We start from the raw sequence: 26,128 nt of genomic DNA on the forward strand, positions 1-26,128 counted from the left end.
CGTTACTCCGCGGCTTCGACGAAGCGGTGGCGTTCGTAGAGGAATTTCAGCACCGCCTCGCGGCAGTGCAGGAAGGTGCGGTCGGAAGAGAGCTCGATGCGCCTACGCGGCCGCGCCAGCGGCACCGGAAGCACCTCGCCGACGGTCGCCGCCGGACCGTTGGTCATCATGACGATGCGGTCGGAGAGCAGCACCGCCTCGTCGACATCATGGGTGATCATGATCGTCGTCGAGCCGAGCCTGGCGTGGATGTCCATCACCGCGTCTTGGAGGTGGGCTCGCGTCAGCGCGTCGAGCGCGCCGAACGGCTCGTCGAGCAGCAGGATCTTCGGCTCCATGGCGAGCGCGCGCGCAATGCCGACGCGCTGCCTCATGCCGCCGGAGATCTCGGCCGGTCGCTTGTCCCTGGCGTGCGCCATCTGCACGAGGTCGAGATTGCGCATGATCCAGTCATGCCGCTCGGCCTTGCTCTTCGAACGGCCGAAGACTTTCGACACCGCCAGGCTGATGTTCTCGTAGACTGTCAACCAGGGCAGCAGCGAATGGTTCTGGAACACCACGGCGCGTTCGGGACCGGGGCTGTCGACCTCCTTGTCCTCGAGCAGCACGGCGCCGGCGGACACTGTGGTCAGGCCGGCGATCAGGTTCAGCAAGGTTGACTTGCCGCAACCGGAATGGCCGATGATGGAGACGAATTCGCCCTTGTCGATGGTCAGCCTGATGTCTCTCAGGACCTCGCTGACCTGGCCGCCGCGGGCGAAGGATTTGTCGATATGGTCAAGTTTCAGATAGGCGGGCATCAGCGTCCCCTCACTTTGCCGTTGTGCCGCGGGTGACGAAGGCGCCGACCGCCGCGACCATGCGATCGAGGCAGAAGCCGGTGACGCCGATATAGGCGAGCGCGACGATGATGTCGGGCAGCCGCGACGAGTTCCAAGCGTCCCAGATGAAGAAGCCGATGCCGACGCCGCCGGTCAGCATTTCGGCGGCGACGATGGCGAGCCAGGACAGGCCGATGCCGATCCTCAGGCCGGTAAAGATGTAGGGCGCGGCCGCCGGCACCATGATCTTGACGAAGAATTCGAACTGGTTGAGCCGCAGGATGCGCCCGACGTTGCGATAGTCCTGCGGAATGTTGCGAACGCCCACGGCGGTGTTGATGATGATCGGCCAGATCGACGTGATGAAAATGACGAACAGCGCCGATGGGCTGGAATCGCGGAACGCCGCCAGTGAGAGCGGCAGCCAGGCCAACGGCGGCACGGTGCGCAGGATCTGGAACACAGGGTCGAGGCCGCGCATGGCCCAGATCGACTGGCCGACCAGCGCGCCGAGCGCGACGCCGACGATCGCCGCCAGGCCAAAGCCGATGGCGACGCGCTGCAGCGAGATCAGCACCCGCCAGGCGAGCCCGATGTCCTGCGGGCCGTTGTCGAAGAAGGGATGCGCGATCAGGTCGTAGGCCTCGTTCCACACTTGGCTGGGCGGCGGCAGGCTCGATGTGGGCGACGAGCAGGCGATCTGCCAGACGACGAGCATGAGGGCGATGACGATAACCGGCGGCACCAGCGTGCTGGCCAGCCTGCCGGCGATCGCGAGCGGATCGAAGCGCCGCCGCGCCTTGGCGGTGAAGGTGATGATTTCGGCCGGCTTGGCGGGGGACGCCTTCACCTTGCTGTCCTCGATAGTCTGGATCGACATGTCTGGGAAAAACTCCTTGGGCGGGTCTTGGTGAGCGACAACCGCGCTCCGCGCCATTGCGCTGGAGGCGGCCTTAGCGCCTACGCCGCGACCTTGATCTTCAGGCTGTCGAGATAGGCGGACGGATTGGCCGGATCGAAGACCTTGCCGTCGAAGAAGGTCTCGACGCCGCGCGAGGAGGACGCCGGAACGTCGGCGGCCGCCACGCCGAGGTCCTTGGCCGCCTCGCGCCACAGATCCTCGCGGTTGACCTGGTCGACCAGCGCCTTGATGTCGGTGGTCGGCGCGAACTTGCCCCAGCGTATGTTCTCGGCAAGGAACCAGGAATCATGGCTCTTGAACGGGTACGAGACGCCGCCCTTCCAGAATTTCATGTAGAGATCGGTGCCGGTGGCGACACGACCGTTGCCGTAATTGATGTCACCCTGGAGGCGGCCGATGATGTCGGCGGCTGGCACGTTCATCCATTGCCGCTTGCCGATGATGGCGGCCATCTCATTCTTGTTTTCCGCGGCCTCACACCATTGCTGGGCTTCCATGACCGCCATCAGGATCGCCTTGGTGGCATTCGGATATTTGTCGATGAATTCGGCGCGCAGGCCGAGCGCCTTTTCGGGATGCCCCTTCCACAATTCGCCCGTGGTGGCGGCGGTGAAGCCGACGCCCTGATGGACGAGCTGCTCGTTCCACGGCTCGCCGACGCAGAACACGTCCATGTTGCCGACTTTCATGTTGGCCACCATCTGCGGCGGCGGCACGACGATGGTCGAGACGTCCTTGTCGGGATCGATGCCGCCGGCGGCAAGCCAGTAGCGCAGCCATAGATCATGCGTGCCGCCCGGGAAGGTCATGGCGGCCTTGACCTCCTTGCCGGCAGCCTTCTTGGCGGCGAAGGCCTCCTTCAGCTTCGACGCGTCGAGGCCGACGCCGGTGACGGCATATTCCTGCGCGACCGAAATGCCTTGGCAGTCGTAGTTGAGCCGCGCCACGATCGCCATCGGCAGCGGCTGGTTGTTCTGCGTCACCTTGCCGGTGTGCATCAGATAGGGCATGGGCGTCAGGATATGGGCGCCATCGATGCCGTTGGCGGCACCGCCGAGCATCAGATTGTCGCGCGTCGCGCCCCAGGAAGCCTGCTTGAGCACTTCGACATCGGGCATGCCGAATTTGGCGAACAGGCCCTTTTCCTTGGCGACCATCAGCGGCGCGGCATCGGTCAGCGCGATGAAGCCGAGCTTGGCGCCGGTGACTTCGGGAGCGGAGGTGGCGGCATAGGCGCCGGAGGGGAAGAGCTTGCGGGCGGCCACGAACAAGCCTGCCGTCATGGCGCTGCTGATCAGGAAATCGCGGCGCGTCACATCACCGAGCGATGTACCGGTGCCGAGCCATTTCTTCATCGTCTTCTTCATCATCGTCTCCGGTTGAACGGGAAAACAAAAAAGCCGCCGGCCAGGTCTTCGCGTCCGGGAATCCGGATCGCGTCTTGACCTGAGCGGCAGCTTTGCCTGTGGGCGCCCGCCATTGGACGCCTGTTCCGTGACCCACTAAGGGTCCGGTTATTTCAATGCAGGAACCGTGCCAGTCTCGCCTTAGAAAGGAATTTCGAATGAATTCAGCTGAATAGCCGATTCACGGGCAGATCCGGCCACCAGGTGACAAGGCCAAACATTGGTCAGCTATGCGATCAGTCCGCATAAATTTTGTGCAATGCACAAGAATGGCGCGGAAATGATCACCCTTGCCGCTGCGCCCCGATATAAGCGTCGATCTGGTCCGGATCGAAGATGCGGCCGTCGAAGAAACCGTCGGGGCCGAGCACCAGGCTTGCCCCGGCCGAGCCGACGGGCGTTGCGATCTTCAACGCCCCCTCGACCTTGGCATTGGCGCCCGGCAGCGCTACGCCGAGTGGCTTCAGCGCCGCCCGATAGAGGTCGGGCCGGTAGCAGTCGCGGGCGACGGCGAGGTTTTCAGGCGTGTGCGCGATATCGCCCCAGCGCACCATCTGGGTGTAGAACCACAGCGCATGGCTCTTCCAGGGAAAGTTCGCCGCCTTGTCGAACGGAACGAAGAAGTCCTCGACGTTCCGCTCGGCGCCGCTGCCGAGGCGGAGATGTCCGGTCAGGACCGGCATCTGGATTTCGGCGGACTGGCCAAGGAGGCCGGGCTGCGCCATCAGCGCCGCCAGTTCGCCTCGATTGGCCGGGTCCTGGCACCAGCGGGCGGAGTGGTGCAGTGCCCTGAGCAGCGCCGCCAGCGCCTCCGGCTGCGCTTCGGCCCAGGCCTTGCGCGCACCGATCACCTTTTCGGGACTGTTGCGCCACAAAAGCGCCTTGACGGTGACGATGTGGCCGGTGCCGGCCGCGACGGACGCACTGTTCCAGGGTTCGCCGACGCAATAGCCGTCGATGCGGCCGGCGGCCAGCGCGTCGGCCATGAAGGGCGGCGGCACGATGACGATCTCGATCTCACCGTCGGGGTCGATGCCGCAGGCGGCGAGCCAATAGCGCAGTTCGTAATTGTGCCCGGAATGCGGATGCACGACGGCGAAGCGTAGCGGGTCGCGGCCGGCCGCCGCGCGTTCGCGGATAAACGCGCCGAGCGCCGCGCCGGCGCGGGCCGGATCGAGATCCGATACGGCGCCGTGCGCCGCCATGCCTTCCCAGACGGCGTTGGAGATGGTGACGCAATTGCCGCCGAGGCCGAGCGAAAAGGGCACGATCGTCTCGGATGCCAGCGGCGTGAGCCCGAGGTTGCAGGCGAGCGGCATCGGCCCAAGCATATGGGCAAGGTCGAAATGGCCAATGGCGATGCGGTCGCGGATGTTGGCCCAGGAGGTTTCGCGGTGGAGGACGAGATCGACGCCTTCGCGCGCGGCAAAGCCCATTTCGCCGGCCGCGACCAGCACGGCGCTGTCGAACAGGGGCATGAAGCCGGCGGTGATCTGATGCGCAGCTGTCATGCTCATTCATCCTCCAGCGGCCCGAGCAGCCCGGCTGTCGTCACCAGGCTATGGGCGATGTCGCTGATCTTGCGGTTCTGGTTCATCGCCGTCTTGCGCAGCAGCGTGTAGGCCGCGTCTTCGCTCAGACCCCGCGATTTCATCAATATTCCCTTGGCGCGGTCGATGACCTTGCGGTTCTCGAGTTCGCTGCGCGCTTCCTCCAGTTCGCGTGCCATGCGAGAAAAGGCGTTGAAGCGGCTGACGGCCATGTCGAGGATCGGCTTCACGCGTTCCTGCCTGAGGCCATCGACGACATAGGCGGACACGCCGGCATCGACCGCGGCCTCGATAGAGGCCTGGTCGGAACGGTCGACGAACATGGCGATCGGGCGCTTCACCGCGCGCGACAGCTGGAACATGTTCTCCAGCATGTCGCGGTTGGGATTTTCGAGGTCGATGACAATCACGTCGGGTTCGATCTCGGCGATGCGGCGCGCAATGCCCGCCACGTCATGGACGACGGTCACCCGCTGATGGCCGGCCTCGCGCAGTCCCGCCTCGATGATCGAGGCGCGGATACGGTTTTCGTCGATCACCAGGACGGCTAGGGAGGATAGGACCATGCCCCGCATTGTGGGCAAGGTCGCGGAATTGTGCAATGCGGCATAGCCAGTGCAGCAGAAGGGGCGTGGCCGCAGCTTACCGCATTGCAATCAGGCCACGCAGATGCACTTCAGCGATCCTCGGGTCAGGTGCAGACACGAACCTCTTCGATCACCCTGTGATGGTGGCGCCAGTGTTTCACCAACTCGATGTGGCAGCGGTGGTGACGATGGTAGCGGCGGTATTCGCGGTCGCTGTAACGAACATCGCTGTCCTCGTCGTCGTTATAGCGATTGTCGATATAACGCTGGCGATCGTGATGGCGGCGCACGACGACCTCGCCATTGTCATAGTCGTCGTCGGGCGAATACTGGGGCTCGTCGCCGGACTGGATGGTGACGCTCGCGGCCTGCGTCGGCGCAATGACGGAAGCCGAAGCGGCCAACGCCATCATCGAGGCCAGGAAAAAGCTTCTCATGTCTCGTCCTCCTGTTGTCCAAGCCATATCAACTCGCAAAAGGAGCCGCCGTTCCGATACCGCCCTACACGCTTTCCAACGCGGTCGACATCAAGGCGTTATCGGCGCGTGGCTACAGGCGGACAAAGGCGGTCAGCGGCAGATGGTCGGAGGCGACCCGCGACAGCGGCGTGTCATGCGCTTCGACGGCCGCGATCATTCCGTGCCGGTTGGCCATGATGCGGTCGAGCGCCAGCAGGGGCAGGTTCGAGGGGAAGGTGGGAACAGCCGGAGGCAACGGTCCAAACGTCAGATGCAGCGTGTTCAGCGCGGAGCGGTTTCCGAGGCGCCATTCGTTGAGGTCGCCGAGCAGCAGCGTCGGCTTCTCGTCGGGGCTGTTCATGATATCCAGTACGACCTGTGCCTGCTGCGACCGCGAACGGCGCAGCAGGCCCAAATGCGCCGCGATGACGCGCAGGGACTGGCTTCCGTCGAGGTCGATTTCTGCCACCAGAGCGCCACGCGGTTCCAGCCCGGGAAGCCTGATCTGATGCACGTCGCGCACGACGCCCTTTTTGAAAAGCAAGACGTTGCCGTGCCAGCCATGGCCCTTGCCGGTTGCCGAAATCGGCACCGGCACCAGGCCGGTTTCCAGTTCGAGCCGGGACAGGTCGAGAAGTCCGGTCCGGTCGCCGAAACGATTGTCCGCTTCCTGCAGGGCGATGACATCCGGGTCGATCTCGCGGATGACGCGACTGGTGCGCTCGGGATCGAACTTGCGGTCGACGCCGATGCATTTGTGGACATTGTAGGAGGCGACCAGCGTTCCGGTGGCGTCCGCCTTGTTGGTCGACGTGGCATTGGCCTTCCGCATCCGCTTGTCGCGAATGGACAAAAGCATGCTTGCCGGCAGGCTGCGCCCGTTCACCCGCATCGTTTGCCCGCCATTCCTGCTGCTTGCACCATGCACCTCAAAAAATAGAACCTTTCGGCATCTGTTCCATCATCGATTTCAAGCTATCTGGCAAACACGTCCTTTTGTTAAAGATAGGGCGAGCCCAGCCACAGGATGCGATCGAACAGACGGATGACGAATGGCCGCGCCCGCAATGCTTCCAGCGTGACAGGGACGGCCGTCTCGATCGCCGCCGCGATCCGCTTTTCGACCTCGCTGGCGAAGCCGGCGTCGAGTACCTCCAGGTCGATCTCGAAATTGAGCCGTAGCGACCTGGCGTCAAGGTTGGAAGACCCGATATAGGCCCATGCGCCATCGATCGAAAGCAGCTTCGAATGGTCGAAAGGTCCTTCCGTGCGCCAGACGCGGCAATAGTGCTTCAGAACCTGGTCGAATTGCGCCGTCATCGCACGGTCGACAAGGAAAAGATTGTTCACCGCCGGCACCACGATATCGATTTCGACACCGCGTCTTGCCGCGGTCGTCAGGGCGCTGATCAGTTCGCGGTCCGGCAGGAAATAGGGCGACATGAGGCGGATCGATTTGCGCGCGACGGAGAAGGCGCCGATCAGCAGCTTGTGATTGGTCTCGACGCTGGCGTCCGGGCCGGACGCGACCGCCCGCACCAGCATGGGCGTGGCGGGCGCCGGCGACAGCGGGGCAATTCGCCAGGCATCGCCCGTCAGCGCCTCGTTGCTGGCGAAACGCCAATCTTCGGCGGCAACCGAAAAGAGGTCGGCTACCACTGGACCGGTCACGCGAAAATGCGTGTCCCTGGAACTGTTGGAGCCGGCAAACTCGGCGGAAAAGCCCTTGCGAATGTTCATGCCGCCGGTAAAGACAACCGTGCCGTCGACCACCAGGATCTTCCGGTGGGTCCTCAGATTGGCATAGGGCAGGTGCAGGCCCATGACGATGTTGCCGTTGAAGAGCCCGGCGGTGATGTCGGCGCCGCGCAGGTGGCCCAATATGCTGGGCACGGAATAGCGGGCGCCTACGGCGTCGATCAACACGCGCACGCTGACGCCGCGGCGGACCGCCCGGGCAAGGGATTCCACGAAGAGCAGGCCGACGGGGTCATTGTCGAAAATATAGGTTTCGAGCAGGACGCTGCGTTCGGCGCCGTCGATGGCCGCACACATCGCGGTATAGGCTTCGTCGCCTGTTTCCAGGACCGTGATGGCATTTCCCGGATGAAGCGCGCGCCGCGCCACCCTGTCGCCCAGCGTCCTGAGGCCGATGAAGCGCGGCCCGTATCGTTCGACGATCAGGGCCTCCTCGGCGGCAATGTCGCGGTCGTGCCTGGCGGACGCCAGATCGCCGGCAAGCGAGCGCTGTGCGCTGATCGAGGCGCGCCGGATGCGGTTGATGCCGGCCACGGCATAGATCAGCACGCCCAGGATCGGCGACAGCACCATCACGCCGACCCAGCCGGTGGCGGCCCGGACGTCCTCCTTGGTCATGACGGCATGGGCAATGCCAACGCTGGCGATCATCACCGAGATGATCGCCAGGATTTGAGGCCAGTGAGTCGTCAGGCTCTGCAGCATGGCCGGAACTATCCAGCGAGCGGGTACAGAAGGCAATGCGGCGGGTCATTCGCCCGTTCTCATGCTTCCGCGGGTTATCGCGTCCGCACGCCGGCTACGCGCTGGCCATTCCTGATCGCGTCAGACCGCGCGGCCCTCGCCGTCGAAGAAGTGCAGGTTCGTCGGGGCTGCGTCCAGGCCGATCTCGGCGCCGATCTCGGGCGCCGTTCCTTGATTGTGGATGACAAGACAAGTCTGGCCCGCGTCCAATTCAACGTGGATGAGCGTGACGGCGCCAGTGTATTCGGCAAGCTTTACCTTGCCGCGCAGCGTGGCGGACGAAGGCTGGGCCAGCGACAGGTGCTCGGGCCGAACGCCGATCGAGACGGCCGCCGCAGGCACGGACGCCCCGTGGGTGATTGGCCGTCCATCGGCGAGCGGCAGGATGTTCATCTTCGGGCTGCCGATGAACTGGGCGACGAAAATGGTTCGGGGGCTGTCGTAGAGCTCGCGCGGTGAGCCGACCTGTTCGATCTTTCCGTCGCGCAACACCACGATCTTGTCGGCAAGCGTCATGGCCTCGATCTGATCGTGGGTCACGTAGATCATCGTCGTCGACAGGCGCTGGTGGAGCGCGGCGATCTCGGAGCGCATGTGCACACGCAGTTCGGCGTCGAGGTTCGAAAGCGGTTCGTCGAAAAGGAAGACGTCGGGATTGGCGACGATGGCGCGGCCGATGGCCACGCGCTGGCGCTGCCCGCCCGACAGCTGACGCGGGAAACGGTCGAGCAACGGCTCGAGCTTCAGCGTCGCGGCGGCCTCCGAGACGCGCCGGGCGCGCTCGCCGGCCGGCACTTTGCGGACCTTGAGGCCGAAGCCCATATTGTCGCGGACGGTCAGGTGAGGGTAGAGCGCGTAGGACTGGAACACCATGGCCACGCCGCGCCTGGCCGCCGGAACCTCATTGACCAGACGGCCGCCAATGTGGAGTTCGCCCTCGCTGAGATGCTCGAGGCCGGAGATCAGCCGCAACAGCGTCGACTTCCCGCATCCCGACGGGCCGACGAAGACCACGAACTCGCCATCCTCGATCTCGAGATCGACGCCACGGATCACCTCGACCGTTCCGAACCGCTTGCGGATGTCCTTGAGCAGAAGCTTTGTCATGACTCCCCTTATCCCTTGACGCCGGAGAGGGCGAAGCTCTCGATGATCTGGCGCTGGGCGATCAGATAGATGATGAGGATGGGAACCACGGCCAGGCTCGTCGCCGCCAATTGCAGGTTCCACAAGGGCAGGCCGTAACTGTCGTTGAAGTTGGACAGCGCCAGCGGCAGCGTGAATTTTTCAAGCGAACTGAGGAAGATCAGCGGTTCGAGGAACAGGTTCCACGAATGCAGGAAGGTGATGATCGCAACCGCCGCAAGCGCCGGCCGCGCCATGGGCAGGGCGATCTTCAACCAGACGCCGAAGCGCGAGAGGCCGTCCATCTTGCCGGCCTCTTCGAGTTCCCTGGGCAGCGCCAGGAAGAACTGACGCATCAGGAAGGTCGCCACCACGCCCTGCGGGCCGAAGACCGGCAGAAGGATGAGCGGCCAGTGCGTGTCGATCAGGCCCATGGCGCGGATCAGGAAGAAATTAGGGATGATGGTGACCTCTTCCGGCACCATCAGTGCCATCATCAGGAACAGCATCAACAGCCCGGCGCCGGCAAAGCGGATGCGCGCCAGCGCGTAGCCCGCGAGCGAGGCGATGAACAAGGTCAGCACCGTCACCGTCGCGGCGATGTAGAGCGAGTTGAAATACTGCCGCGCGAAGGGCTGATAGGTGAACACTTCCGCGAAGTTCTCGAAGCGCCAGACGCGGGGAATCAAGGTCGGCGCGCCGAAGATTTCGGTGGTGCTCTTGAAGCCGCCGGAAATCATCCACAGGAACGGGAACACGAAGGGCACGGCCAAAAGCAGCAGCGCCATGGTCCAGCAGATGCGATAGAGAATCTCGGTCCGGCGCTGGGTCACTCCATCTCCTTCCGCCGCAACATCACCTGCACGAGGGTGAGCGCCATCACGATGACGAACATGATCAGGGCCAGCGCGGCCGCGTAGCCGACGTTGAAGAATTTGAAGCCTTGCTGATAGATGTAGAAGGCCAGCACCAGGGTGCCGTTTTCCGGGCCGCCGCCGGTCATCTGGTAGATGTGGTCGAACACCTTGAACGAGCCGATCGTCGTCAGAACCATGATGACCAGCGTCGTCGGGGCGAGCAGCGGCCAGGTGATCATGCGAAAGACCTGCCAGCGCGAGGCGCCTTCCAGCGCCGCTGCCTCCTCGTAGTCGCGCGGTATCGATTGGAGCGCGGCGATGTAGAGGATCATGTTGAGGCCGACCATCTTGATGACTCGGGTGACGATGACGGCCGCCATCGCCCAGTTGGGCTCGCGCAACCAATTCGGGCCATCGATGCCGATCCAGGCGAGCATCTGGTTCACGGCGCCGCCTTCGCCCTGCAGCATGAATTTCCAGACGATGGCCCAGGCGATTGCCGATGTGACCACCGGCGCGAAGAAGACCGTGCGAAAGAAGACGACACCGAAGAACGGCCGCGAAAGCGCCAGCGCGAGGGAGAGCGCCAGCGCCATGTTCAGGGGAACGAGCCCCAGCGCGAAGATCACGGAATTGCGCACGACATGCCAGAAGTCGGGGTTCTCCAGCAGCGCATTCTGGAAATTGCGAAGCCCGACGAAGGTCGCCTGCTGGCTGAGCAGGTTCCACTCGGTCGTCGAATAATAGAAGATGGCGACCAGCGGCCCAAGGAAGAAGACCAGGAAGCCGATCAAGGTCGGGCTGACGAACAGCCATGCCTCCAGCATCTCCCTGGCCTTCAAGCTCAGCCACGGCGCGCTGGCAGGGCGCGCCGCATTGTCCCGGGATGCCATGCCGGCCATGAACCGAAATCCTGTCAGAGCAATGGCTGAATGGCGGCGCAGACGCCCTTCAGCGCCTCTTCGACATTGGCGTCGGCCCGCCACAGCGCGTCGACGCGCGGCGCCATCGCGGCGAATATCTGCGGCACATGCTCATGCGAAGGGTGAACGCGGCCGTTGACGATCGCTGCGGCGACGCTTTTCATCTGCTCGGGCGGGATCAGCTTGTTGGAGTTGACGAAGGCGTCGCTCTCCAGGACGCTCTTGCGGGCCGGCGGAAAGAACTGGGCCATGACAGCCACATTGTCCTTGCTGGTCATGTCGGCCACCAGTTGCGCGGCAAGCTCCTTGTTCTTGCCGGACGCAAAGACTGTCAGCGCGGCCTGGCCGATGACCGGAGCTTCGCCGGCGGGTCCCGAAGGCAAGGGGGCGATGCCCCATTTGAAGCCTGCCTCGGGCATCTTCGAGGCTCGCGAGATCTGGTTCACGGTCATCGCCGAATTGCCGGAGAAGTAGTCGCCCTGCTCTCCCGGCGGCACGATCGACCTGTCCTTGAACACCATATCATGGAGCTGCTTGATGGCAGCCACCGCTTCAGGCTTGTCGAGGCCGCACTGGCCGTCGGCCCACAGATCACCGCCGTAAGCGCGCACGGGCGGCAGCAAGGCGTGCGTCATACGCGATGCGTAACCTTCGCCATCCTTGAATTCGAAGCCCCATTTGCCGGGATTGGCCTCGGTGATCTTCTTGGCGACCTCCTGGAATTTCTGCATGTTCCACTCGCCCTTCGCGGCGAGCTGGTTGGGATCTTCGACACCTGCTTTGTCGAACATGTCCTTGTTGTAGTAGATCAGGAAAGGCGAGGTGGAGAAGGGCACGCCGTAGACCTTGCCGTCCTTCTGCCAGAGCGCCATGGCGGGCTGGGAGAAATCGTCGAAATTGTATCCCTCGGTCGCCTTGAGCGTCGGGCCGATGTCCATCAGCAGCCCGGCGTTCTCGAAGGCGGGTGCGGCATCCTCCATCATCCAGGCGATGTCGGGGGCGTTGCCCCCGGCGACCTGGAAAGTGAGCTTCTGCGTGTAGTCGGCGACCGGAACGGTCTCGAACTTCACCGTGACGCCCGGATGCTTGGCGATGAAGCCCTGGGCGATGCCGTTCAGCATCTTGAGGTGGGCCTCGCTGCCCGTCCACACGGTCACTCGGAGTTCCTGGGCCAGCGAGTGCGCCGACAGGGCGCACAGCGCCAAGGTCGATAGTGCAAGTTTGATTGCGGTCTTCATGGTTTCCTCCCGAAACGCCGATGGTCCAATCAACAACTGCGGGCGCGCAACGAACGGGCCGGCAGGCGGCGGCGACTTGTCATGCTGTTGTCCCCGGCAGCGCGCTGGGCGCGTCGCCGATCGTCCAGCCGCCGTCGACGGGCAGGTCAGCCCCGGTGACGTAGCGGGCGGCGTCGCTGCACAGAAAAACGAAGGCGCCGACGAGGTCGTCGGCCTGGCCGTGGCGGCCGGCGGGAATCTTCGCCGCGACCGCTTGGCGGAAGGCTGCGTCCCGGTAGCGCTCGGCGGTTGCCTCCGTCTCGATCGCGCCGGGCGATACCACATTCATGGTGACGCCATGCGGCGCAACCTCGCGTGCCATGGCGCGCACCGCCGTAAGTTGCGCCGCCTTCAGCGAAGCATAGACGATTGTTTCCGCGCGCGGACGCCTCGCCATCACGCTGCCGGTCGCGACCACGCGTCCCCACCCGCGCTTGGCCATGGCGGGAACGAGCCGCGTGGCCAGGGTAAGCAGGGCCGTGAAGTTTGCCGCCACATGGGCCTGGATATGCGCTTCGTCGATCTCGCTCCATGCACGGCGCCGCTCGATCGCGCCGTTCGAGACGAGGATGTCGATGGGCCCGGCGCCGGCGGCTTCATCGGTAAAGGCCGACATTGACTTGCTATCGGTGAAATCGGCCTCGAGAACCGCGGTGCCCGGGCCGATAGCGGCAGCCGTTTCGCGCGCGCCGGCGGCGTCACCGAAGTGATGCAGCGCGACGCTGGCGCCATGCTGCGCCAGGGCGATCGCAACCGCGCGCCCGATGCCGGAGCTGGCGCCGGTCACCAGCGCCCGCCGTCCGGCAAGGGAAAAACGGTCCTTGCTCACGGCGACGGCTCCCCGAGCTTGCCGGCCACCTCGAACGAGGCGATGTCGGCCGCGTCGAAATGCTCGTGAATGCGCCGGTCCGCGAGATCGGTGTCGCCCGCCATGATCGCGTCGTAGATCGCCTGGTGCCGTTCGACGGTGGCCCGCCAATCCGTTTCCGTGCGGTTGGAGCGCTGGGAGAACAGTTCCGAAACCTCGCGTTGGACAGACCGCATCCCTTCCATCTGAATACGGATCATGGAGTTGCCCGTGGCCGTCGCGAGGCCGAGGTGGAACAGAATGTCGGCTTGCGTGAAATCGCCAGGCCTCCCGATGCCGGCGTGCATGTCGAGCACGGCCTGGCGCATCATTTCCAGGCCGCGCGGATCGCGGCGCTCGGCGGCCAGCCTGGCTATGCCAACCTCGATGACGCGGCGCATCTCGTTGGCTTCCTGAAGCCGCGTCAGGCTCGAACGGACCGCATAGGCGTAGATGCGCTCCATCGGCTCGCCGCTAAGTGCCTTGGCGCGGGCAACTTTTCCTTGCTGGGTCGAAACGAGGCCGGCGCTGGTCAACTGGCGCAGCGCCTCGCGTGCGATGGGCTTGGAGACGCCGAATTCCCGGGCGATCTCGCCTTCCGGCGGCAGCGCTTCGCCAGGCGCGATGCGTCCGTCGAACAACGCCGCGGCGATCGCATCCGAGACGCCGTCCGCGAGGCGGGAAGGGCTCGCGAGTTTCGCGGAGAAAATCGGCTTGCGTGCTTCGTCCAGGGGCATTCGGAATCCTTTCCGAGCTCACTAGCACGGTTTTCCCAAACATAGCAACTAAGTTTTTTGGTTGCTAAGTTTACAAGTGAAAGCTATGAAGGCGGTGCGAGAGGACCAAGGGAGAAATCTGGAGCCGATGCACGTGAGCGATCCAATCGCGGCGGGGCCGCTGAAGATTGCCGAGGTGATTGCCCATCCCCTCAGCCAGACATTGCCCCGGCCCACGGTCACGTCCTGGGGCGTCTATGAAAAGGTCTCGCTGGTCCTGGTCGAAGTGCGCACGAGCGAGGGCATTGTCGGCGTAGGCGAAACCCTGGCGCGGTTCTCGCCCAAGGCTTATGTCGAGCTGATCGAAAGCTCGCTCAAGCCGCGCCTGCTCGGCCAGGACGCGCGCAACATCGGCGCCCTATGGCAGTCCATGCGCCGCGCGCTTTCGGGCAGGGCGGGCGGCGTGCTGATTGAGGCCATCGCCGGCGTGGACATCGCGCTATGGGATATATTGGGCAAGGCGACCGGACAGCCGATCGCGAAGCTTCTCGGCGGTGTCGGACGCGACCGCATCGACGTCTATGCCGCCGCGGTCAACTGGGTCGACGACGATGCCGCCGACGCTGAACTCGATCGTTATCTCGGCGAGGGCTTTACGCGCATCAAGGTTAAGATGGCGCGGCCCGTGCGCGAAGCCTGCAAACGGATCGAGCGCATCCGCAAGCGCGCCGGCGATGCGATCGGGCTCTGCGTCGATGCGAACTGGGCCTACAATCTGGACGAGGCGGTCGAGGTAGGTCGTGCGCTTTCGGCAAACGGCTATTTCTGGTTCGAGGAGCCGCTGCAACCGGAAAACGAGCAGGGCTACGAGGAACTGCGCCGGCGCTGCGACGTGCCGCTGGCCGCGGGCGAGAGCAATTTCACGTTGGACCAGGCGCAGCGCCTGATCGCCAACCGGACGCTGTCCGTGCTGCAGCCCGACGTGGCGCGCGCGGGCGGCATCTCCGAGACGCGTCGCATGGCCGACTACGCCGCGGCGCATGATGTCCGCTACGCGCCGCATATCGGCATGTCGGGCATCGTCTGCGAGACCGCAAGCGTCCATCTGTCAGCCGCGATGCCGAACTTTGGCGTCATGGAGTGCGAGTGCGACGCCAGCCCGTTCAAGGCCAGCCTGGCCGATCTCGCGCCCGGTTGCGTCAGGCAGAAGAACGGCACGCTCGACGTCCCGCAGAAACCCGGGCTCGGCATCGAGATCGACTGGGACGCCGTCAAGAAACTGAAAGCCGGATGAGGCCGAGATGAAGAACCAGGTTCCAAACCAGGGCGCTGACCTCGCCGAGGCGATGCGGCTGGCGTTGTTGCGCGCGGACCCCGCGCTCAGCCGCTTCGACCCGCTGCCGCGGATATTGTCGTTCGACGATTTCGCGCGCGGCCATTGCGGCTGGTCGCAGCTTGTCGGCAACTATGAGGACGATCTGGACACCATGCTGCCGGGCTACGCGCAGCATACCAGCGCCATGCTGTCGACGCTCGCGCACTGGGACGCCGGCTCACACGGGGGGATGGATTCATCCTATGCGTTGAAGGTTGCGACACGTCCCCTGCCGGGAGCCCGCAACGTCGCCATCAAACGCCACACATTCAGGAAGCGCGGACCGATCCGCTTCGAAATGTATTTCACCTTCAAGCCCGAAGCCAATGCGCTGAAGCTTTCCGAAACCGATGTGCGCTCCGTCGGCTTCCTGTTCGACCTGCAGGGCGGAGATCAGGATGGCAACAGCGATCGGGTCATGCCGCATCTGCGCTTTTTGAACGCGCTCGACGGCCAGCACTTGCAAAAATGGCAATACAAGCGCGAGACCGAGAAGATCATCCCGATCGGCAGCGACGACAAGACGATCAGCCACTATCACCTGTCGCCGGAGGGATGGCTCGACCTTCCCGGCGGATCGCAGCGCCTGTGCTACAACGAGATCCCCACCAAGGTGAACTGGACTTATCTGTGCTTCGATTTCGATCTGGAATCGATGACGGCGCTCGGGCTGCGCTGCAACGATCGCAGCTTCGATCTCTCGGGATTCGATTCGATCCGCATTCCGGCGATGAAGAACCTGTGGTGCATGCTCAATTTCGGCCTCTTCGCTGAAACCGACGTTGCCAAACGGGCCTTCCTCTATGTCGATTCCATCTGCATTTCCGGAGACTTCTGATGCTGCCCGAGAACATCACCGCGGTCGTCTCGCGCAACGAGCGCTGGCGCGGCGAGGCCGCCAGCGAGCCTTACGAGGCAGGATGGGCGCGCGAGGCGATCTTCTTCGTGCGCGCGTTGAAGCAACCTGTCGGCCCTGCGGCAACGGCGTGGATCGAGATCTCGCCGGATGGAATGCACTGGCTGCGCGAAGGCACCGAGTTTGTCATGCCGGCCGAGCGCGACGGCATGGCAATGGCGCGGCTTAGCCATTTTGGCAACTGGCTGCGCGTCGCGGCGCGTTTCGACAGCGGCGCGGAGTGCAGCGTGCTCGTGACGCTGCACCTGAAGGCCTGAACACGCCGTGCCAAACCTTGCCGCCGGCCAACCCTTACTGTTCACGGAGACATCATGATCGATCCCTATCCGACGTTTGCCCAGGACAGTTTTGCCGGCAAGACCGTGCTGGTGACCGGTGCCGCGAGCGGCATGGGTTTCGAGACCGCCCGTGCCTTTCTCTCCAAGGGCGCCGAGGTCGTGATGTGCGACCGCGATACCGAGGGGTTGGCGAAGCGCCATGACGAATTGAGCGGAACGGCCGGGACACCACCGCACAAGGTGGTGGCCGACATGGGCGACCCCGACAGCATCGCGCGCATGTTCGACTATTGCGACGCCAAGCTGGCGCGGCTCGACAACGTCGTGACCTGCGCGGCGATCATCACTGCCAAGAGAATCGCGGAGCAGGATTGGGCGCACTGGCGGCGCGTCCTCGGCGTCAATCTGCTGGGCACCTTCTTCACCGTCCAGGGGGCGGTGCAGCGCATGCAAGGCAATGCCGGCGGGGGGAATATCGTGTGCGTGGCCTCCGACGCCGGTGTGCATGGCGGCGGCGGGCTCATCGCCGACACCGCCTATGCGGCGTCCAAGGCCGGCACGCTGTCGCTGGTGAAGTCGGTTGCGCGCGAATTGGCGGGAAAGAAGGTGCGCATCAACGCCCTCAATCCGGGGCCGACCGATTCGCCGATGCATTCCCATATCGACCAGGCTCTCAAGGACCGCATCGCGGCCAATTTGCCGATGCGCCGCATGGGCCGGCCCGACGACATGGCCGCCGCGATCCTATTCCTTTGCTCGGACGCCGCGAGCTTCGTCTATGGCGCGGCGCTCGACGTTGATGGCGGCTCGATGTTCCGCTGACCGGCACCGCCAAGCATGGTGACCGGCGTTAGCACCGGTCACCGCGCCCTGCCGGCGGCACGACCTACGGAATTAGGCGCTCTCCATGACTTTGCTCGGAACCTGACATACTTGAAACCGAAGGTTCGGCGAACGTTCTCCTCAGGCGGAAATGCCGCCTCTGCCCGTCTTGATCCCCGCCATCCAGGGTATGGAGGTCGAGACGTCTTCAAGGATCCTGGCCGAGCGCGCAAAGCCGGCAAAAGCATCGCGTGCCAGCGAGGCTGGGACATGGCCGTCATAGGCGCGTTGACACGCGCGCAGGGCGGTTTCGAAAATCGGGCCTCTGCGGTTCCGGGGCCAATTCTGCAGAAACTCGAATGCATCTTCGAGGCACGCTACTTCCTCGATCATGAAATCCCCGTTCTTCACCAGAACAGGCTGCTCGAACATTTTGTCATTCATGAATTTCCTCCATTGGCTGGATGCTTTTGAGGGGTTGGACCCAACCCCTTCATTGGGGCAGTTCATCGTTTCACGAGACGCCGAACTGCTCTAACCGTCTGTTTCCACGTAATTTCCAGGGAAAAAGCGGTATGCGCTTTTCTCGGGATTGCTCTAGGCTGCTTCAGGTTCCGGCAGGGAAAATGCCCCGCCACCGCCTGCCCTCGGCGGGATCGCCGCGCAGACCGGGCTCGGAGGTGGATCGTCATCATCGTCTTCACCTCGGATGCCCGCGATCCAGCGGGACCAACTCCCTCGACGGAAGCGGCCGAAAGAACGCCGCTGGGACCGAGACGCCGCCCTGTGCGGCGGATGCCCTTGCTCGCGCTCACCCAGTGCCTTCAGCGCGCGAAGGATCTCATCCACATTCATGACCGAGCCGTCATCCAGCCTGCGCAGCGACGGAGCGTCGTCAACCGCATGCGCGTCCGAGGCCCATGAGGCAAGCAAGGCACGCTTCGCCTCAAGGCTCATGGTTGAGCAGTTGAGAACGTCGCCGGGGTTTTTCGGCACCGGCGAGACGTCGATGCGGGTCGGTTTTCTTGTGCCGGCTTGAAGAAAGATATCAGCTTCGCTTGTCATCTCCGTTCTCCGCAATCTTGGCTTCCCGGCGTTGCCGGGAGGCGGACCGCAGGTTGTTGCGACATTCTAGGCCGCCTTGCGCGACACATCCTGGCTTATCGACTTCGTTGTATTTTCAGGGTCGCGGACGCCAATCTCGATGCGACGCGGCTTGAGTTCCTCGGGCACCTCACGCACGAGCTCGATGGCGAGCAAACCGCAGTTCAGCGTCGCAGCCTTCACCCTTACGTGGTCGGCCAGCCTGAAGGCCTGTCTGAAATTACCTATCGCAAGGCCTTGGTGGAGAACTTGCCGCTGCTCTGGATCGGGCTTCTTGCGTCCGGTAACGCACAGTTCGGCGCCGTTCTGCACGAGTTCGAGCTCGTCCAGGTCGTAGCCTGCTGCCGCCATGGTGATGCGGTAATTGTTCTCATTCTTCTTTTCAATGTTGTAGGGAGGCCAGTCCGAGCGAATGCTGCTGTCGAGCATGTCGAAAAGACGGTCGAAGCCGACCGTCGTGCGGTAAAGGGGTGCAAAATCCACGCTTCTCATATCCATATCCTCCGAAAAGCAACATGGGACGCCGCAGGTGTCGCGACGCCTTTTTCATCGAGCCGAAGCCTCGACGCGAAACGATCTGGGAACGGCCAGAAATCTCTTCAAGAGGGGTCCCAAAATTTTTTGATGCTAAGTTGCCATGCAAGAACAGTGGCTTGCGGTAGTTCTGCCGCACGACCCTTTCACTCTTGCAACAGCAGGATCTGCCCCGAAGCGGTACATGGCCCGAGACTTCCGCGATGGTCGGGGCGCCGATACCGATCGCACGGACTCGGCAGAAGTATCCCTATGCAGTGTCGCCGCGCACGTCGCCATCCGTCGCGGACGTGGGGCGAGATCGGCTGTGCCTACGCTTCCTCGGAAACTTCGCTCATCATGGACTTCAGCGGTTCCTCGCCGACATTGTCCTCGATCTGGTCGTGTCCAGGCGTGTCCGGCAGCGCCTTGCGGAAATTCCTCGCATAATCTGGCGGCATCCTGGGCGGCATCATTGGCTCATAGGCGTCCACGACGGCCTCGATGATCACCGGTCCCTGCGTGGCGAAGGCCGCCTCAAGCACGCCCTCGACCTCTTCCGGCCGCGAGACGCTGTAGCCGATGCCGCCCATGGCCTCGGCGGCCATGGCGAAATCGATGGGCTGCAGCTCGCAGCCGAATTGCGGATTGCCAAGGAACATCATCTGCTCCCAGGCGATCTGGTTCAGCATGCCGTTCTTGAGCACGAGGACCTTGAGGGGAATGCCGTGCCGTACCGCGGTCGAGAATTCGCCGAGTTGCATGGCAAGCCCACCATCGCCAACCACTGTGAAGATAGGCCGCCCCGGAAAGGCAATGCCGGCGGCAATCGCATAGGGAAGGCCGCAGGCCATAGAGGCGAGCGCTCCAGAAACCCCGAATGCCTGTCCGGCCTTCATGTCGATGTGCCTGGCAGCCATCTCGGTATTCTGTCCTGAATCGGCTGCCAGGATCGCGTTCTCGGGCATACGCCTGCCGAATGCCTTGACCACGAGTTGCGGCTTCAGCGGCACATCCGGCTTGGCTTCGGATAATGCCATTGCATCGCGCCAGCGGGTCATTTCCTGCCGCGCCTTTTCCAGGAAGGAGCGGTCGCTCTTGCGCTCGAGGCGTTCGTTGAGAAGACGCAAGGTGTCGGCGGCATCGCCTACGAGCCCTGCCTCGACGGGGTAGCGCAGGCCGATCCTCTGCGCGTCACGGTCGATCTGGACGCCGCGCGCCTTGCCGGGTTCGGGATAGTATTCGATGTAGGGGAACGTCGATCCGACAATCAGCAGGGCGTCGCATTCGCTCAGCGCATCCTGCGAGGCGCGGGTGCCGAGAATGCCGATGCCGCCAGTCGTATTCGGATGGTCATCAGGGAGCACGGCTTTGCCGAGCAGCGCCTTGGCGACGGGCGCCGCCAGCAGGTCCGACGCGCGTTCGAGTTCTTCGCGTGCGCCGAGTGCGCCGCGCCCGGCCAGGATAGCGACTTTTTTCGCCGCATTGAGAATCTCAACCGCCTGGTCGAGCTGGTCGGCAGCCGGAAGCCGGCTGCCTTCGAACCATCGATCGGGGGTGTGGGAGGGCCGGTTTCGCTTCGAGCGGTCCGCCTCGGGCAACTCGTTTTCCTGTACATCGCTGGCAATCGACAGATGGGCGACGCCGCGCCGGGCAAGAGCCGAGCGGCAGGCGAGACCCGCCAGGTTTTCCATGTGGGCGGCATCGGAGACCTGCGCGTTGAAGATCGCGACGTCGTTGAAGGCGCGGGTCAGGTCGACGTCCTGCTGCGTAAAAGTCTCGATAAGGTCGTGGAACTGCATGCCGGTGATGGCAAGCACGGGAGCCTGGTCGAGCTTGGCGTCATAGAGGCCGGTAAGGAGGTGTGTGCCCCCCGGTCCCGAGGTGGCCAGGCAGACGCCCAACCTGCCGGTCCATTTGGCATAGGCGCACGCCATGAAGGCGGCAGATTCCTCGTGCCTGACCTGGACGAACCGGATGCGGTCCTGACGGGTGCGCAACGCCTCCATGATGCCGTTTATGCCGTCGCCCGGCAGGCCGAAGACGACCTCCACTTTCCAGTTGATCAGCGTGTCGACGAGGATTTCGGCGGCATTGGGCATGGCGGATTTCCTTTATTGAGCACGCCGGCCTCTCGAACCGAGAGGAGGTTCAGTGTTTCGTATCGGGATCGGGACAGAACTGCCGTACGTCCGCAGGCAGCGAGGCGCGGATCTTTCTGATCTGGCCGGGGTCGATATGATGAAAGAGGACTTTGAAGACCGATTGAACCGCAGCTTTCGGGTCGACGGGACGCGTATCGTCCATGCCCTGCTCAACGGGGCCGAGAAACTCTTCCAGGGAACGGCTCTTTTGCGGCATGCGTGACGGCTCGAACTGCTCATAGTAGGTGCCGCGCACGAGCAGCGGCAACTGCGCTCCAAGATGCGAAGCCATGTCGACCGGAAGCCGGTCCCTGACGGTGCGCAAGACGACGCCGAGCAGGTGCCAAGCGAACTGGCGATCCTGTCCGTAGTCGGCCATGATCTCGTCCAGCCAGACATTGGTGGTTTGGGTGGTCTTGTCGAAAATCTCGAGTCCGGTAGCGCTCATCGCCGCCTCCTCAATCGAATCGCTCACCCGCAAAACCCGTCGGCAAAACCATCGGTGGCAGGGAAAGTTTCATGCCCGGCCGAAATTTCTTCGCTTCGGCAGTTTACGCGAGACGCTGCACCGGCTGTCGCAGTCGCTGTCCGACAATCACAACGGCCGGAGCGTCCGCAACGTGATCGAATAGCGATGCTCTTTCACCGGCGGTATGCTGTGCTCCCACTCGGTCCGCGAGGCGCCCGCCATCAGATATGCGGATCTCGGCTCGACCGTGACGGTTTCGCGGTCCCATTTCGCACCGTTCCTGCGGCGCAGGCGGAAACTGCACGCAGCCAACAGCGACACTCCGGCGACAATGCCGAAGTGCGGCTTGTCGCGATGCCATCCGATGCCGGCGCCCGGTCGATATTCGTTGATCAGGACCTGCACGAAATCGGTGGCAGGCAGGCCGGCAAAGCCGGCTACCTTGTCCCTCAAGGGCAGCAAGAAACCTGGTATGGGCGGCGCCTCCATCACCTGGCGCCGCTCATAGTCGTAGCGCAGGCCGAAGCCTGCCACGCGCCTATTGGCGAGATAGCCGTGGAAATCGAATGGCTGGAAGGGCAGGCTCTCGAGTTCCCGCACCAGTTCAGCTTCCTGCGCCGGCGTGATCAGTTCGGGCCGGTAACGAAATCCTTCCGGCAAGCTGTCGGGCGCACCAAAGAGGTCGTCCTGGCGAGGGTCCGTGGGATTGCTGGATCCGGGCGATGGCATCGCCTTTAGATGGTGAAATCCGCGGCTGAGACAAGATTTGCCCGGCCGGCCGCGTAAGGCGGCTCGCATTTCATGGGAACCTCGACTTCGCTGTCGGATTATTCAATGCGGGCGGCACGCATCGTATTTCAACCAGCTTTGCCAAGGAGAAACTCGTGCGGGCAATGCGTAGCCGGCCTGAACAAGGAGAGCTCGATCTTATCGACCGTTATTGGCGGGCGGCGAATTTTCTGTCGGTCGGACAGATCTATCTGATCGACAACCCGCTGCTGAAGGAGCCGTTGCGGCCGGAGCACATCAAACCTCGCCTGCTTGGCCACTGGGGGACCACGCCTGGGCTGAATTTCATCTACGTCCATCTCAACCGCATCATCAGGCAGCGTGATGCCGACGTGATCTACATTTGCGGCCCAGGCCATGGTGGACCGGGGATGGTCGCCAATACCTATCTCGAAGGGACCTACAGCGAAATCTATCCCGAGGTCAGTCGCGACGAGGATGGGCTGCGCAAGCTCTTTCGCCAATTCTCCTTTCCGGGCGGCATCCCGAGCCATGCCGCCGCGGAAACGCCGGGGTCGATCCATGAGGGCGGCGAACTCGGCTATGCGCTGGCTCACGCCTATGGCGCCGCGTTTGACAATCCGGACCTCGTCGTGGCCTGCGTGATCGGCGACGGCGAGGCGGAAACGGGGGCGCTGGCAGCCTCCTGGCATTCGAACAAATTCCTCAATCCGGTCCATGACGGCGCTGTCCTGCCGATCCTTCATCTCAACGGCTACAAGATCGCGAATCCGACGGTGCTCGCCCGGATCGAGGTGCAAGAGTTGCGGAGCCTGCTGGCTGGATATGGCTATGAACCTTTTTTCGTCGAAGGCGACGAACCACGGGCGATGCACCGGCTGATGGCCGAAACGCTCGATACGGTCTTCGATCGGATCGATGAAATCCAGAAGGAAGCGCGCGAGACCGGCAGAGTGGATCATCGGCCCCGCTGGCCGATGATCGTGCTGAGAAGCCCGAAGGGGTGGACCGGTCCGAAGGAGCTGGATGGCAAGAAGGTCGAGGGGTTCTGGCGCGCGCACCAGGTGCCGATCACCGACCCGCGAAACGATGCAGGCCATCTCGCAGCTCTGGAAAGTTGGATGCGGGGCTATCGGCCCGAGACGCTTTTCGATGAAGCGGGCAGGTTTCGAAACGAGCTACAGGCCCTGGCGCCGGACGGCGAGCGGCGCATGGGCAGCAATCCACATGCCAATGGAGGGATGCTCAAGCAGGAGTTGCGATTGCCGGATTTCCGCCACTTCCGGGTCGCGGTCCCGAAACCCGGCGGCGCAAGGGCCGAGGCGACGAAGCTCATGGGAGCGTTCATCGAGGAGGTCATACGGCTGAATGCCGATGCCCGCAATTTCAGGCTCATGGGACCGGACGAGACATCGTCAAACAGGCTGGACGCCGTGTTCGACGCGACCGAGCGCGTCTGGATGGAAAAGATCGAGCTTTATGACGAGCATCTGGCGCGCGACGGCCGCGTCATGGAGGTGCTGAGCGAACATCTTTGCCAAGGCTGGCTGGAAGGATACCTGCTGACCGGCCGGCACGGCCTCTTCTCATGCTACGAGGCGTTCATCCACATAGTCGATTCCATGTTCAACCAGCACGCCAAATGGCTGAAGGTCTCGCGTGAACTTGTCTGGCGGCGGCCGATCGCGTCGCTCAACTATCTGTTGACCTCCCATGTGTGGAGGCAGGACCACAATGGTTTCAGCCACCAGGATCCCGGCTTCGTCGATCTCGTCGCCAACAAGAAGGCGGACATCGTGCGCATCTACTTCCCGCCGGATGCCAATACGCTGCTCTGGGTCACGGATCACTGCCTGCGAACCTACAATCGGGTCAACGTGATCGTTGCCGGCAAGCAGCCGGCTTCCCAGTGGCTGCCGATGGACGACGCCATACGTCATTGCGAGGCCGGCATCGGGATCTGGGATTGGGCGGGAACCGAGCGTGGAGAAGAGGATCCCGACGTGGTGATGGCCTGCGCGGGAGACGTGCCGACGCTGGAGACGCTCGCGGCTGTCGACCTTCTTCGCCAGGCGATACCGGATCTCGCCATACGCGTCGTCAACGTAATGGACCTGATGGCGCTGCAACCCAAGGAGCAGCACCCCCACGGCCTGGCGGACGCGGAATTCGACAGGCTGTTCACGACCGGCAGACCGGTGGTCTTCGCCTACCACGGCTATCCCTATCTCATTCACCGGTTGACCTACAAACGGGCCAATCACGACAACTTCCACGTTCGCGGCTACAAAGAAGAGGGCACGACGACCACGCCCTTCGACATGGCGGTGCTCAACGAACTGGACCGTTTTCACCTAGCCATCGAGGCGATCGACCGGGTGCCGGGGCTGAGCGCCAGGGCAGCCGATGCGAGGGCCCGATTTGCCGACGGCCTGAACGAGCACACGCGCTATGTTCGCGAACATGGCGAGGACATGCCCGAGATCCGGAACTGGGCCTGGCGCGACAAAGCGGGCGCGGCGGATGGTTAAGGCTGTGCCCGCCGGGGAGTGCCGCTCGTGACCAGCGCAATACTCGCCCTCAATGCAGGCTCGTCCAGCCTGAAGTTCGGCCTGTTCAAAGCTGGATCGCAAGAGGGGCCAGTGCTCAGGCTGAGCGGCGCATTCGAAGGCCTGGACGACGAGCCAAGCCTCGTCGCCAAGGACGCGTCGGGCAAATCCATCTTCAAACGCTCCGTCAAGCCGGCGCGCCCGCCCGTAGAGGTTCTCCTGCGGGACTTGGTCGATGTCCTCGATCCGTATCTTGCGCAGGCTCCGCTGAGCGCGGTCGGCCATCGCATCGTCCATGGTGGCAAGCGGTTTTCGACTCCGGTCCTGCTGACCGGCGAGATCGTCGAGGCGCTCGACGCGCTGGCGCCGATGGCACCGCTCCACCAGCCGGCCGGCCTGGCGCCGGTTCGTGCGATCTCCAAACTGCTGCCCGGCCTACCCCAGATCGGTTGCTTCGACACCGCCTTTCACCGCACGCTGGAGCCGCCCGTCAACCGCTATGCGCTGCCGCGCGAGTTCGAGGAAAGCGGGATCCGCCGTTACGGCTTCCACGGCCTTTCCTACGAATTCGTCGCAGGCCAGCTGCAGGCGCTTTCGCCCGGACTCCGGGGCAAGCGTTGCGTGGTCGCGCATCTCGGCAGCGGATGCAGCCTGTGCGCCATGCGCGAAGGCAGAAGTCTCGACACCACCATGGGGTTCACCGCGCTTGACGGGTTGATGATGGCCACGCGGCCGGGCGCCATCGACCCCGGCGTGCTTCTCTACCTTCAGCAGGCGCACGGCATGTCCGTGAAAGAGTTGGAGACCTTGCTCTATCACAAGTCCGGCCTGCTCGGCGTTTCGGGAGTGTCGGCAGATGTGCGGACCTTGCTTGGCAGCAAGGATCCTCGTGCGGCAGAGGCGATCGATCTCTTCACGTTTCGGATCGCCCGCGAGATCGCGGCGATGGGAGCCACGCTCCAGGGCTTCGAGGCGCTGCTGTTCACGGGAGGGATCGGAGAGCATTCCTGGCAGATCCGTGAAGCCGTTTGCGAGCGCCTGCGATGGCTGGACGTGTTGCTCGACGCGAATGCAAACCGGTCGGGAAAAGAGCGGATCACCGGCGAGGGCAGCGCGGTCGATGTTTACGCAATCGCCACTAACGAAGAATTGATCATCGCCCGCCAGGTGCTGGCGACCGTGCCGATCTGACCGCTGAACTCGGTCCGCGGCGACCC

The 26,128-nt window shown here is 63.6% G+C and carries 26 protein-coding genes; 6 read left to right on the forward strand and 20 right to left on the reverse strand.

Annotated features, from left to right (window positions below):
• Positions 1-2: 2 nt before the first annotated feature.
• The 14 genes from FJ428_RS14270 to FJ428_RS14335 form a co-directional block, all read right to left on the reverse strand.
• Positions 3-800, reverse strand: coding sequence for an ABC transporter ATP-binding protein (locus tag FJ428_RS14270; protein ID WP_140560351.1), 798 nt, complete (start codon positions 798-800; stop codon positions 3-5).
• Positions 801-810: 10 nt separating this feature from the next.
• Positions 811-1,701 carry a nitrate ABC transporter permease gene (gene ntrB / locus FJ428_RS14275; protein ID WP_140560352.1) on the reverse strand — a complete coding sequence of 297 codons (891 nt, stop codon included), beginning with the start codon at positions 1,699-1,701 and terminating at the stop codon, positions 811-813.
• Positions 1,702-1,781: 80 nt separating this feature from the next.
• Positions 1,782-3,098, reverse strand: a complete 1,317-nt coding sequence (locus FJ428_RS14280; RefSeq protein ID WP_140560374.1) for a CmpA/NrtA family ABC transporter substrate-binding protein — start codon at positions 3,096-3,098, stop codon at positions 1,782-1,784.
• 335 nt (positions 3,099-3,433) lie between these two features.
• A complete protein-coding gene (locus FJ428_RS14285; RefSeq protein WP_181167297.1) occupies positions 3,434-4,660 on the reverse strand; it encodes a CmpA/NrtA family ABC transporter substrate-binding protein in 1,227 nt (408 codons plus the stop codon).
• Positions 4,661-4,662: 2 nt separating this feature from the next.
• Positions 4,663-5,265 carry an ANTAR domain-containing response regulator gene (locus tag FJ428_RS14290; protein WP_140496174.1) on the reverse strand — a complete coding sequence of 201 codons (603 nt, stop codon included), beginning with the start codon at positions 5,263-5,265 and terminating at the stop codon, positions 4,663-4,665.
• A 125-nt stretch (positions 5,266-5,390) separates the two neighbouring features.
• Positions 5,391-5,723 (reverse strand): hypothetical protein, encoded by a 333-nt coding sequence (locus tag FJ428_RS14295; RefSeq protein ID WP_140496173.1) that lies wholly within the window; start codon positions 5,721-5,723, stop codon positions 5,391-5,393.
• A gap of 112 nt (positions 5,724-5,835) precedes the next feature.
• Entirely contained in the window at positions 5,836-6,636 is an 801-nt protein-coding gene (locus tag FJ428_RS14300) for an endonuclease/exonuclease/phosphatase family protein (protein ID WP_140549708.1), read from the reverse strand.
• Positions 6,637-6,743: 107 nt separating this feature from the next.
• Complete coding sequence (locus tag FJ428_RS14305) at positions 6,744-8,207, reverse strand: phosphatidylserine/phosphatidylglycerophosphate/cardiolipin synthase family protein (RefSeq protein ID WP_140560354.1); 1,464 nt, start codon at positions 8,205-8,207, stop codon at positions 6,744-6,746.
• A gap of 120 nt (positions 8,208-8,327) precedes the next feature.
• Positions 8,328-9,353 (reverse strand): ABC transporter ATP-binding protein, encoded by a 1,026-nt coding sequence (locus tag FJ428_RS14310; RefSeq protein WP_140496170.1) that lies wholly within the window; start codon positions 9,351-9,353, stop codon positions 8,328-8,330.
• Positions 9,354-9,361: 8 nt separating this feature from the next.
• Positions 9,362-10,204 (reverse strand): carbohydrate ABC transporter permease, encoded by an 843-nt coding sequence (locus tag FJ428_RS14315; protein WP_140496169.1) that lies wholly within the window; start codon positions 10,202-10,204, stop codon positions 9,362-9,364.
• A complete protein-coding gene (locus FJ428_RS14320) occupies positions 10,201-11,121 on the reverse strand; it encodes a sugar ABC transporter permease (protein ID WP_140496454.1) in 921 nt (306 codons plus the stop codon). The genes FJ428_RS14315 and FJ428_RS14320 overlap by 4 nt, the downstream gene beginning before the upstream one ends.
• 23 nt (positions 11,122-11,144) lie before the next feature.
• Positions 11,145-12,389: a sugar ABC transporter substrate-binding protein gene (locus tag FJ428_RS14325; RefSeq protein ID WP_140496168.1), complete on the reverse strand. Its 1,245-nt coding sequence runs from the start codon at positions 12,387-12,389 to the stop codon at positions 11,145-11,147.
• Between the two features lie 79 nt (positions 12,390-12,468).
• A complete protein-coding gene (locus FJ428_RS14330; RefSeq protein WP_140496167.1) occupies positions 12,469-13,257 on the reverse strand; it encodes an SDR family oxidoreductase in 789 nt (262 codons plus the stop codon).
• Positions 13,254-14,012 carry a FadR/GntR family transcriptional regulator gene (locus FJ428_RS14335; protein WP_140496166.1) on the reverse strand — a complete coding sequence of 253 codons (759 nt, stop codon included), beginning with the start codon at positions 14,010-14,012 and terminating at the stop codon, positions 13,254-13,256. Before FJ428_RS14335 ends, FJ428_RS14330 begins: the two co-directional genes overlap by 4 nt.
• Positions 14,013-14,145: 133 nt before the next feature.
• Here FJ428_RS14335 and FJ428_RS14340 point away from each other — a divergent pair, with 133 nt between their 5' ends.
• The 4 genes from FJ428_RS14340 to FJ428_RS14355 are packed head-to-tail and all read left to right on the forward strand — an operon-like array spanning position 14,146 to position 17,382.
• Positions 14,146-15,285, forward strand: coding sequence for a mandelate racemase/muconate lactonizing enzyme family protein (locus tag FJ428_RS14340; protein WP_224518899.1), 1,140 nt, complete (start codon positions 14,146-14,148; stop codon positions 15,283-15,285).
• A 52-nt stretch (positions 15,286-15,337) separates the two neighbouring features.
• Entirely contained in the window at positions 15,338-16,204 is an 867-nt protein-coding gene (locus tag FJ428_RS14345; RefSeq protein ID WP_140632677.1) for a DUF6772 family protein, read from the forward strand.
• Positions 16,204-16,539 (forward strand): hypothetical protein, encoded by a 336-nt coding sequence (locus tag FJ428_RS14350; RefSeq protein WP_140496164.1) that lies wholly within the window; start codon positions 16,204-16,206, stop codon positions 16,537-16,539. The genes FJ428_RS14345 and FJ428_RS14350 overlap by 1 nt, the downstream gene beginning before the upstream one ends.
• A gap of 54 nt (positions 16,540-16,593) precedes the next feature.
• Positions 16,594-17,382, forward strand: a complete 789-nt coding sequence (locus FJ428_RS14355; protein WP_140658511.1) for an SDR family oxidoreductase — start codon at positions 16,594-16,596, stop codon at positions 17,380-17,382.
• Positions 17,383-17,523: 141 nt separating this feature from the next.
• On the opposite strand, the gene FJ428_RS14360 is transcribed toward FJ428_RS14355, so the two are convergent.
• From FJ428_RS14360 to FJ428_RS14385, 6 genes are all read right to left on the reverse strand, one after another.
• Positions 17,524-17,826, reverse strand: coding sequence for a DUF982 domain-containing protein (locus FJ428_RS14360; RefSeq protein ID WP_140496450.1), 303 nt, complete (start codon positions 17,824-17,826; stop codon positions 17,524-17,526).
• 153 nt (positions 17,827-17,979) lie between these two features.
• Entirely contained in the window at positions 17,980-18,447 is a 468-nt protein-coding gene (locus FJ428_RS14365; RefSeq protein WP_140879602.1) for a hypothetical protein, read from the reverse strand.
• Between the two features lie 66 nt (positions 18,448-18,513).
• A complete protein-coding gene (locus tag FJ428_RS14370) occupies positions 18,514-18,978 on the reverse strand; it encodes an Hsp20 family protein (RefSeq protein WP_140879603.1) in 465 nt (154 codons plus the stop codon).
• A gap of 353 nt (positions 18,979-19,331) precedes the next feature.
• The gene (locus tag FJ428_RS14375; RefSeq protein ID WP_140566319.1) at positions 19,332-21,101 is read right to left on the reverse strand and encodes a thiamine pyrophosphate-dependent enzyme; all 1,770 of its coding nucleotides are present in this window, start codon (positions 21,099-21,101) and stop codon (positions 19,332-19,334) included.
• 49 nt (positions 21,102-21,150) lie between these two features.
• On the reverse strand, positions 21,151-21,591 hold the full coding sequence (locus FJ428_RS14380) for a DUF2267 domain-containing protein (protein ID WP_140879604.1): 441 nt from the start codon (positions 21,589-21,591) through the stop codon (positions 21,151-21,153).
• Between the two features lie 147 nt (positions 21,592-21,738).
• Positions 21,739-22,341: an alpha-ketoglutarate-dependent dioxygenase AlkB gene (locus FJ428_RS14385; protein WP_140879605.1), complete on the reverse strand. Its 603-nt coding sequence runs from the start codon at positions 22,339-22,341 to the stop codon at positions 21,739-21,741.
• A gap of 164 nt (positions 22,342-22,505) precedes the next feature.
• Between FJ428_RS14385 and FJ428_RS14390 the strand changes: the two genes are divergently transcribed.
• Together FJ428_RS14390 and FJ428_RS14395 are read left to right on the forward strand one after the other, a co-directional pair.
• Positions 22,506-24,893, forward strand: coding sequence for a phosphoketolase family protein (locus FJ428_RS14390; protein ID WP_140879618.1), 2,388 nt, complete (start codon positions 22,506-22,508; stop codon positions 24,891-24,893).
• A 27-nt stretch (positions 24,894-24,920) separates the two neighbouring features.
• Positions 24,921-26,102: an acetate/propionate family kinase gene (locus FJ428_RS14395; protein WP_140879606.1), complete on the forward strand. Its 1,182-nt coding sequence runs from the start codon at positions 24,921-24,923 to the stop codon at positions 26,100-26,102.
• Positions 26,103-26,128 lie beyond the last annotated feature (26 nt).

Source organism: Mesorhizobium sp. B2-8-1, from assembly GCF_006440955.1.
In the GTDB taxonomy this organism is placed as follows: domain Bacteria; phylum Pseudomonadota; class Alphaproteobacteria; order Rhizobiales; family Rhizobiaceae; genus Mesorhizobium.

Coding starts and splice junctions, on each gene's coding strand:
- FJ428_RS14270 (WP_140560351.1), bottom strand. CDS start 800: ATGCCCGCCTATCTGAAACTTGACCATATCGACAAATCCTTCGCCCGC.
- ntrB (WP_140560352.1), bottom strand. CDS start 1,701: ATGTCGATCCAGACTATCGAGGACAGCAAGGTGAAGGCGTCCCCCGCC.
- FJ428_RS14280 (WP_140560374.1), bottom strand. CDS start 3,098: ATGAAGAAATGGCTCGGCACCGGTACATCGCTCGGTGATGTGACGCGC.
- FJ428_RS14285 (WP_181167297.1), bottom strand. CDS start 4,660: ATGACAGCTGCGCATCAGATCACCGCCGGCTTCATGCCCCTGTTCGAC.
- FJ428_RS14290 (WP_140496174.1), bottom strand. CDS start 5,265: ATGGTCCTATCCTCCCTAGCCGTCCTGGTGATCGACGAAAACCGTATC.
- FJ428_RS14295 (WP_140496173.1), bottom strand. CDS start 5,723: ATGAGAAGCTTTTTCCTGGCCTCGATGATGGCGTTGGCCGCTTCGGCT.
- FJ428_RS14300 (WP_140549708.1), bottom strand. CDS start 6,636: ATGCGGGTGAACGGGCGCAGCCTGCCGGCAAGCATGCTTTTGTCCATT.
- FJ428_RS14305 (WP_140560354.1), bottom strand. CDS start 8,207: ATGCTGCAGAGCCTGACGACTCACTGGCCTCAAATCCTGGCGATCATC.
- FJ428_RS14310 (WP_140496170.1), bottom strand. CDS start 9,353: ATGACAAAGCTTCTGCTCAAGGACATCCGCAAGCGGTTCGGAACGGTC.
- FJ428_RS14320 (WP_140496454.1), bottom strand. CDS start 11,121: ATGGCATCCCGGGACAATGCGGCGCGCCCTGCCAGCGCGCCGTGGCTG.
- FJ428_RS14325 (WP_140496168.1), bottom strand. CDS start 12,389: ATGAAGACCGCAATCAAACTTGCACTATCGACCTTGGCGCTGTGCGCC.
- FJ428_RS14335 (WP_140496166.1), bottom strand. CDS start 14,012: ATGCCCCTGGACGAAGCACGCAAGCCGATTTTCTCCGCGAAACTCGCG.
- FJ428_RS14345 (WP_140632677.1), top strand. CDS start 15,338: ATGCGGCTGGCGTTGTTGCGCGCGGACCCCGCGCTCAGCCGCTTCGAC.
- FJ428_RS14350 (WP_140496164.1), top strand. CDS start 16,204: ATGCTGCCCGAGAACATCACCGCGGTCGTCTCGCGCAACGAGCGCTGG.
- FJ428_RS14355 (WP_140658511.1), top strand. CDS start 16,594: ATGATCGATCCCTATCCGACGTTTGCCCAGGACAGTTTTGCCGGCAAG.
- FJ428_RS14360 (WP_140496450.1), bottom strand. CDS start 17,826: ATGAATGACAAAATGTTCGAGCAGCCTGTTCTGGTGAAGAACGGGGAT.
- FJ428_RS14365 (WP_140879602.1), bottom strand. CDS start 18,447: ATGACAAGCGAAGCTGATATCTTTCTTCAAGCCGGCACAAGAAAACCG.
- FJ428_RS14370 (WP_140879603.1), bottom strand. CDS start 18,978: ATGAGAAGCGTGGATTTTGCACCCCTTTACCGCACGACGGTCGGCTTC.
- FJ428_RS14375 (WP_140566319.1), bottom strand. CDS start 21,101: ATGCCCAATGCCGCCGAAATCCTCGTCGACACGCTGATCAACTGGAAA.
- FJ428_RS14380 (WP_140879604.1), bottom strand. CDS start 21,591: ATGAGCGCTACCGGACTCGAGATTTTCGACAAGACCACCCAAACCACC.
- FJ428_RS14385 (WP_140879605.1), bottom strand. CDS start 22,341: ATGCCATCGCCCGGATCCAGCAATCCCACGGACCCTCGCCAGGACGAC.
- FJ428_RS14390 (WP_140879618.1), top strand. CDS start 22,506: ATGCGTAGCCGGCCTGAACAAGGAGAGCTCGATCTTATCGACCGTTAT.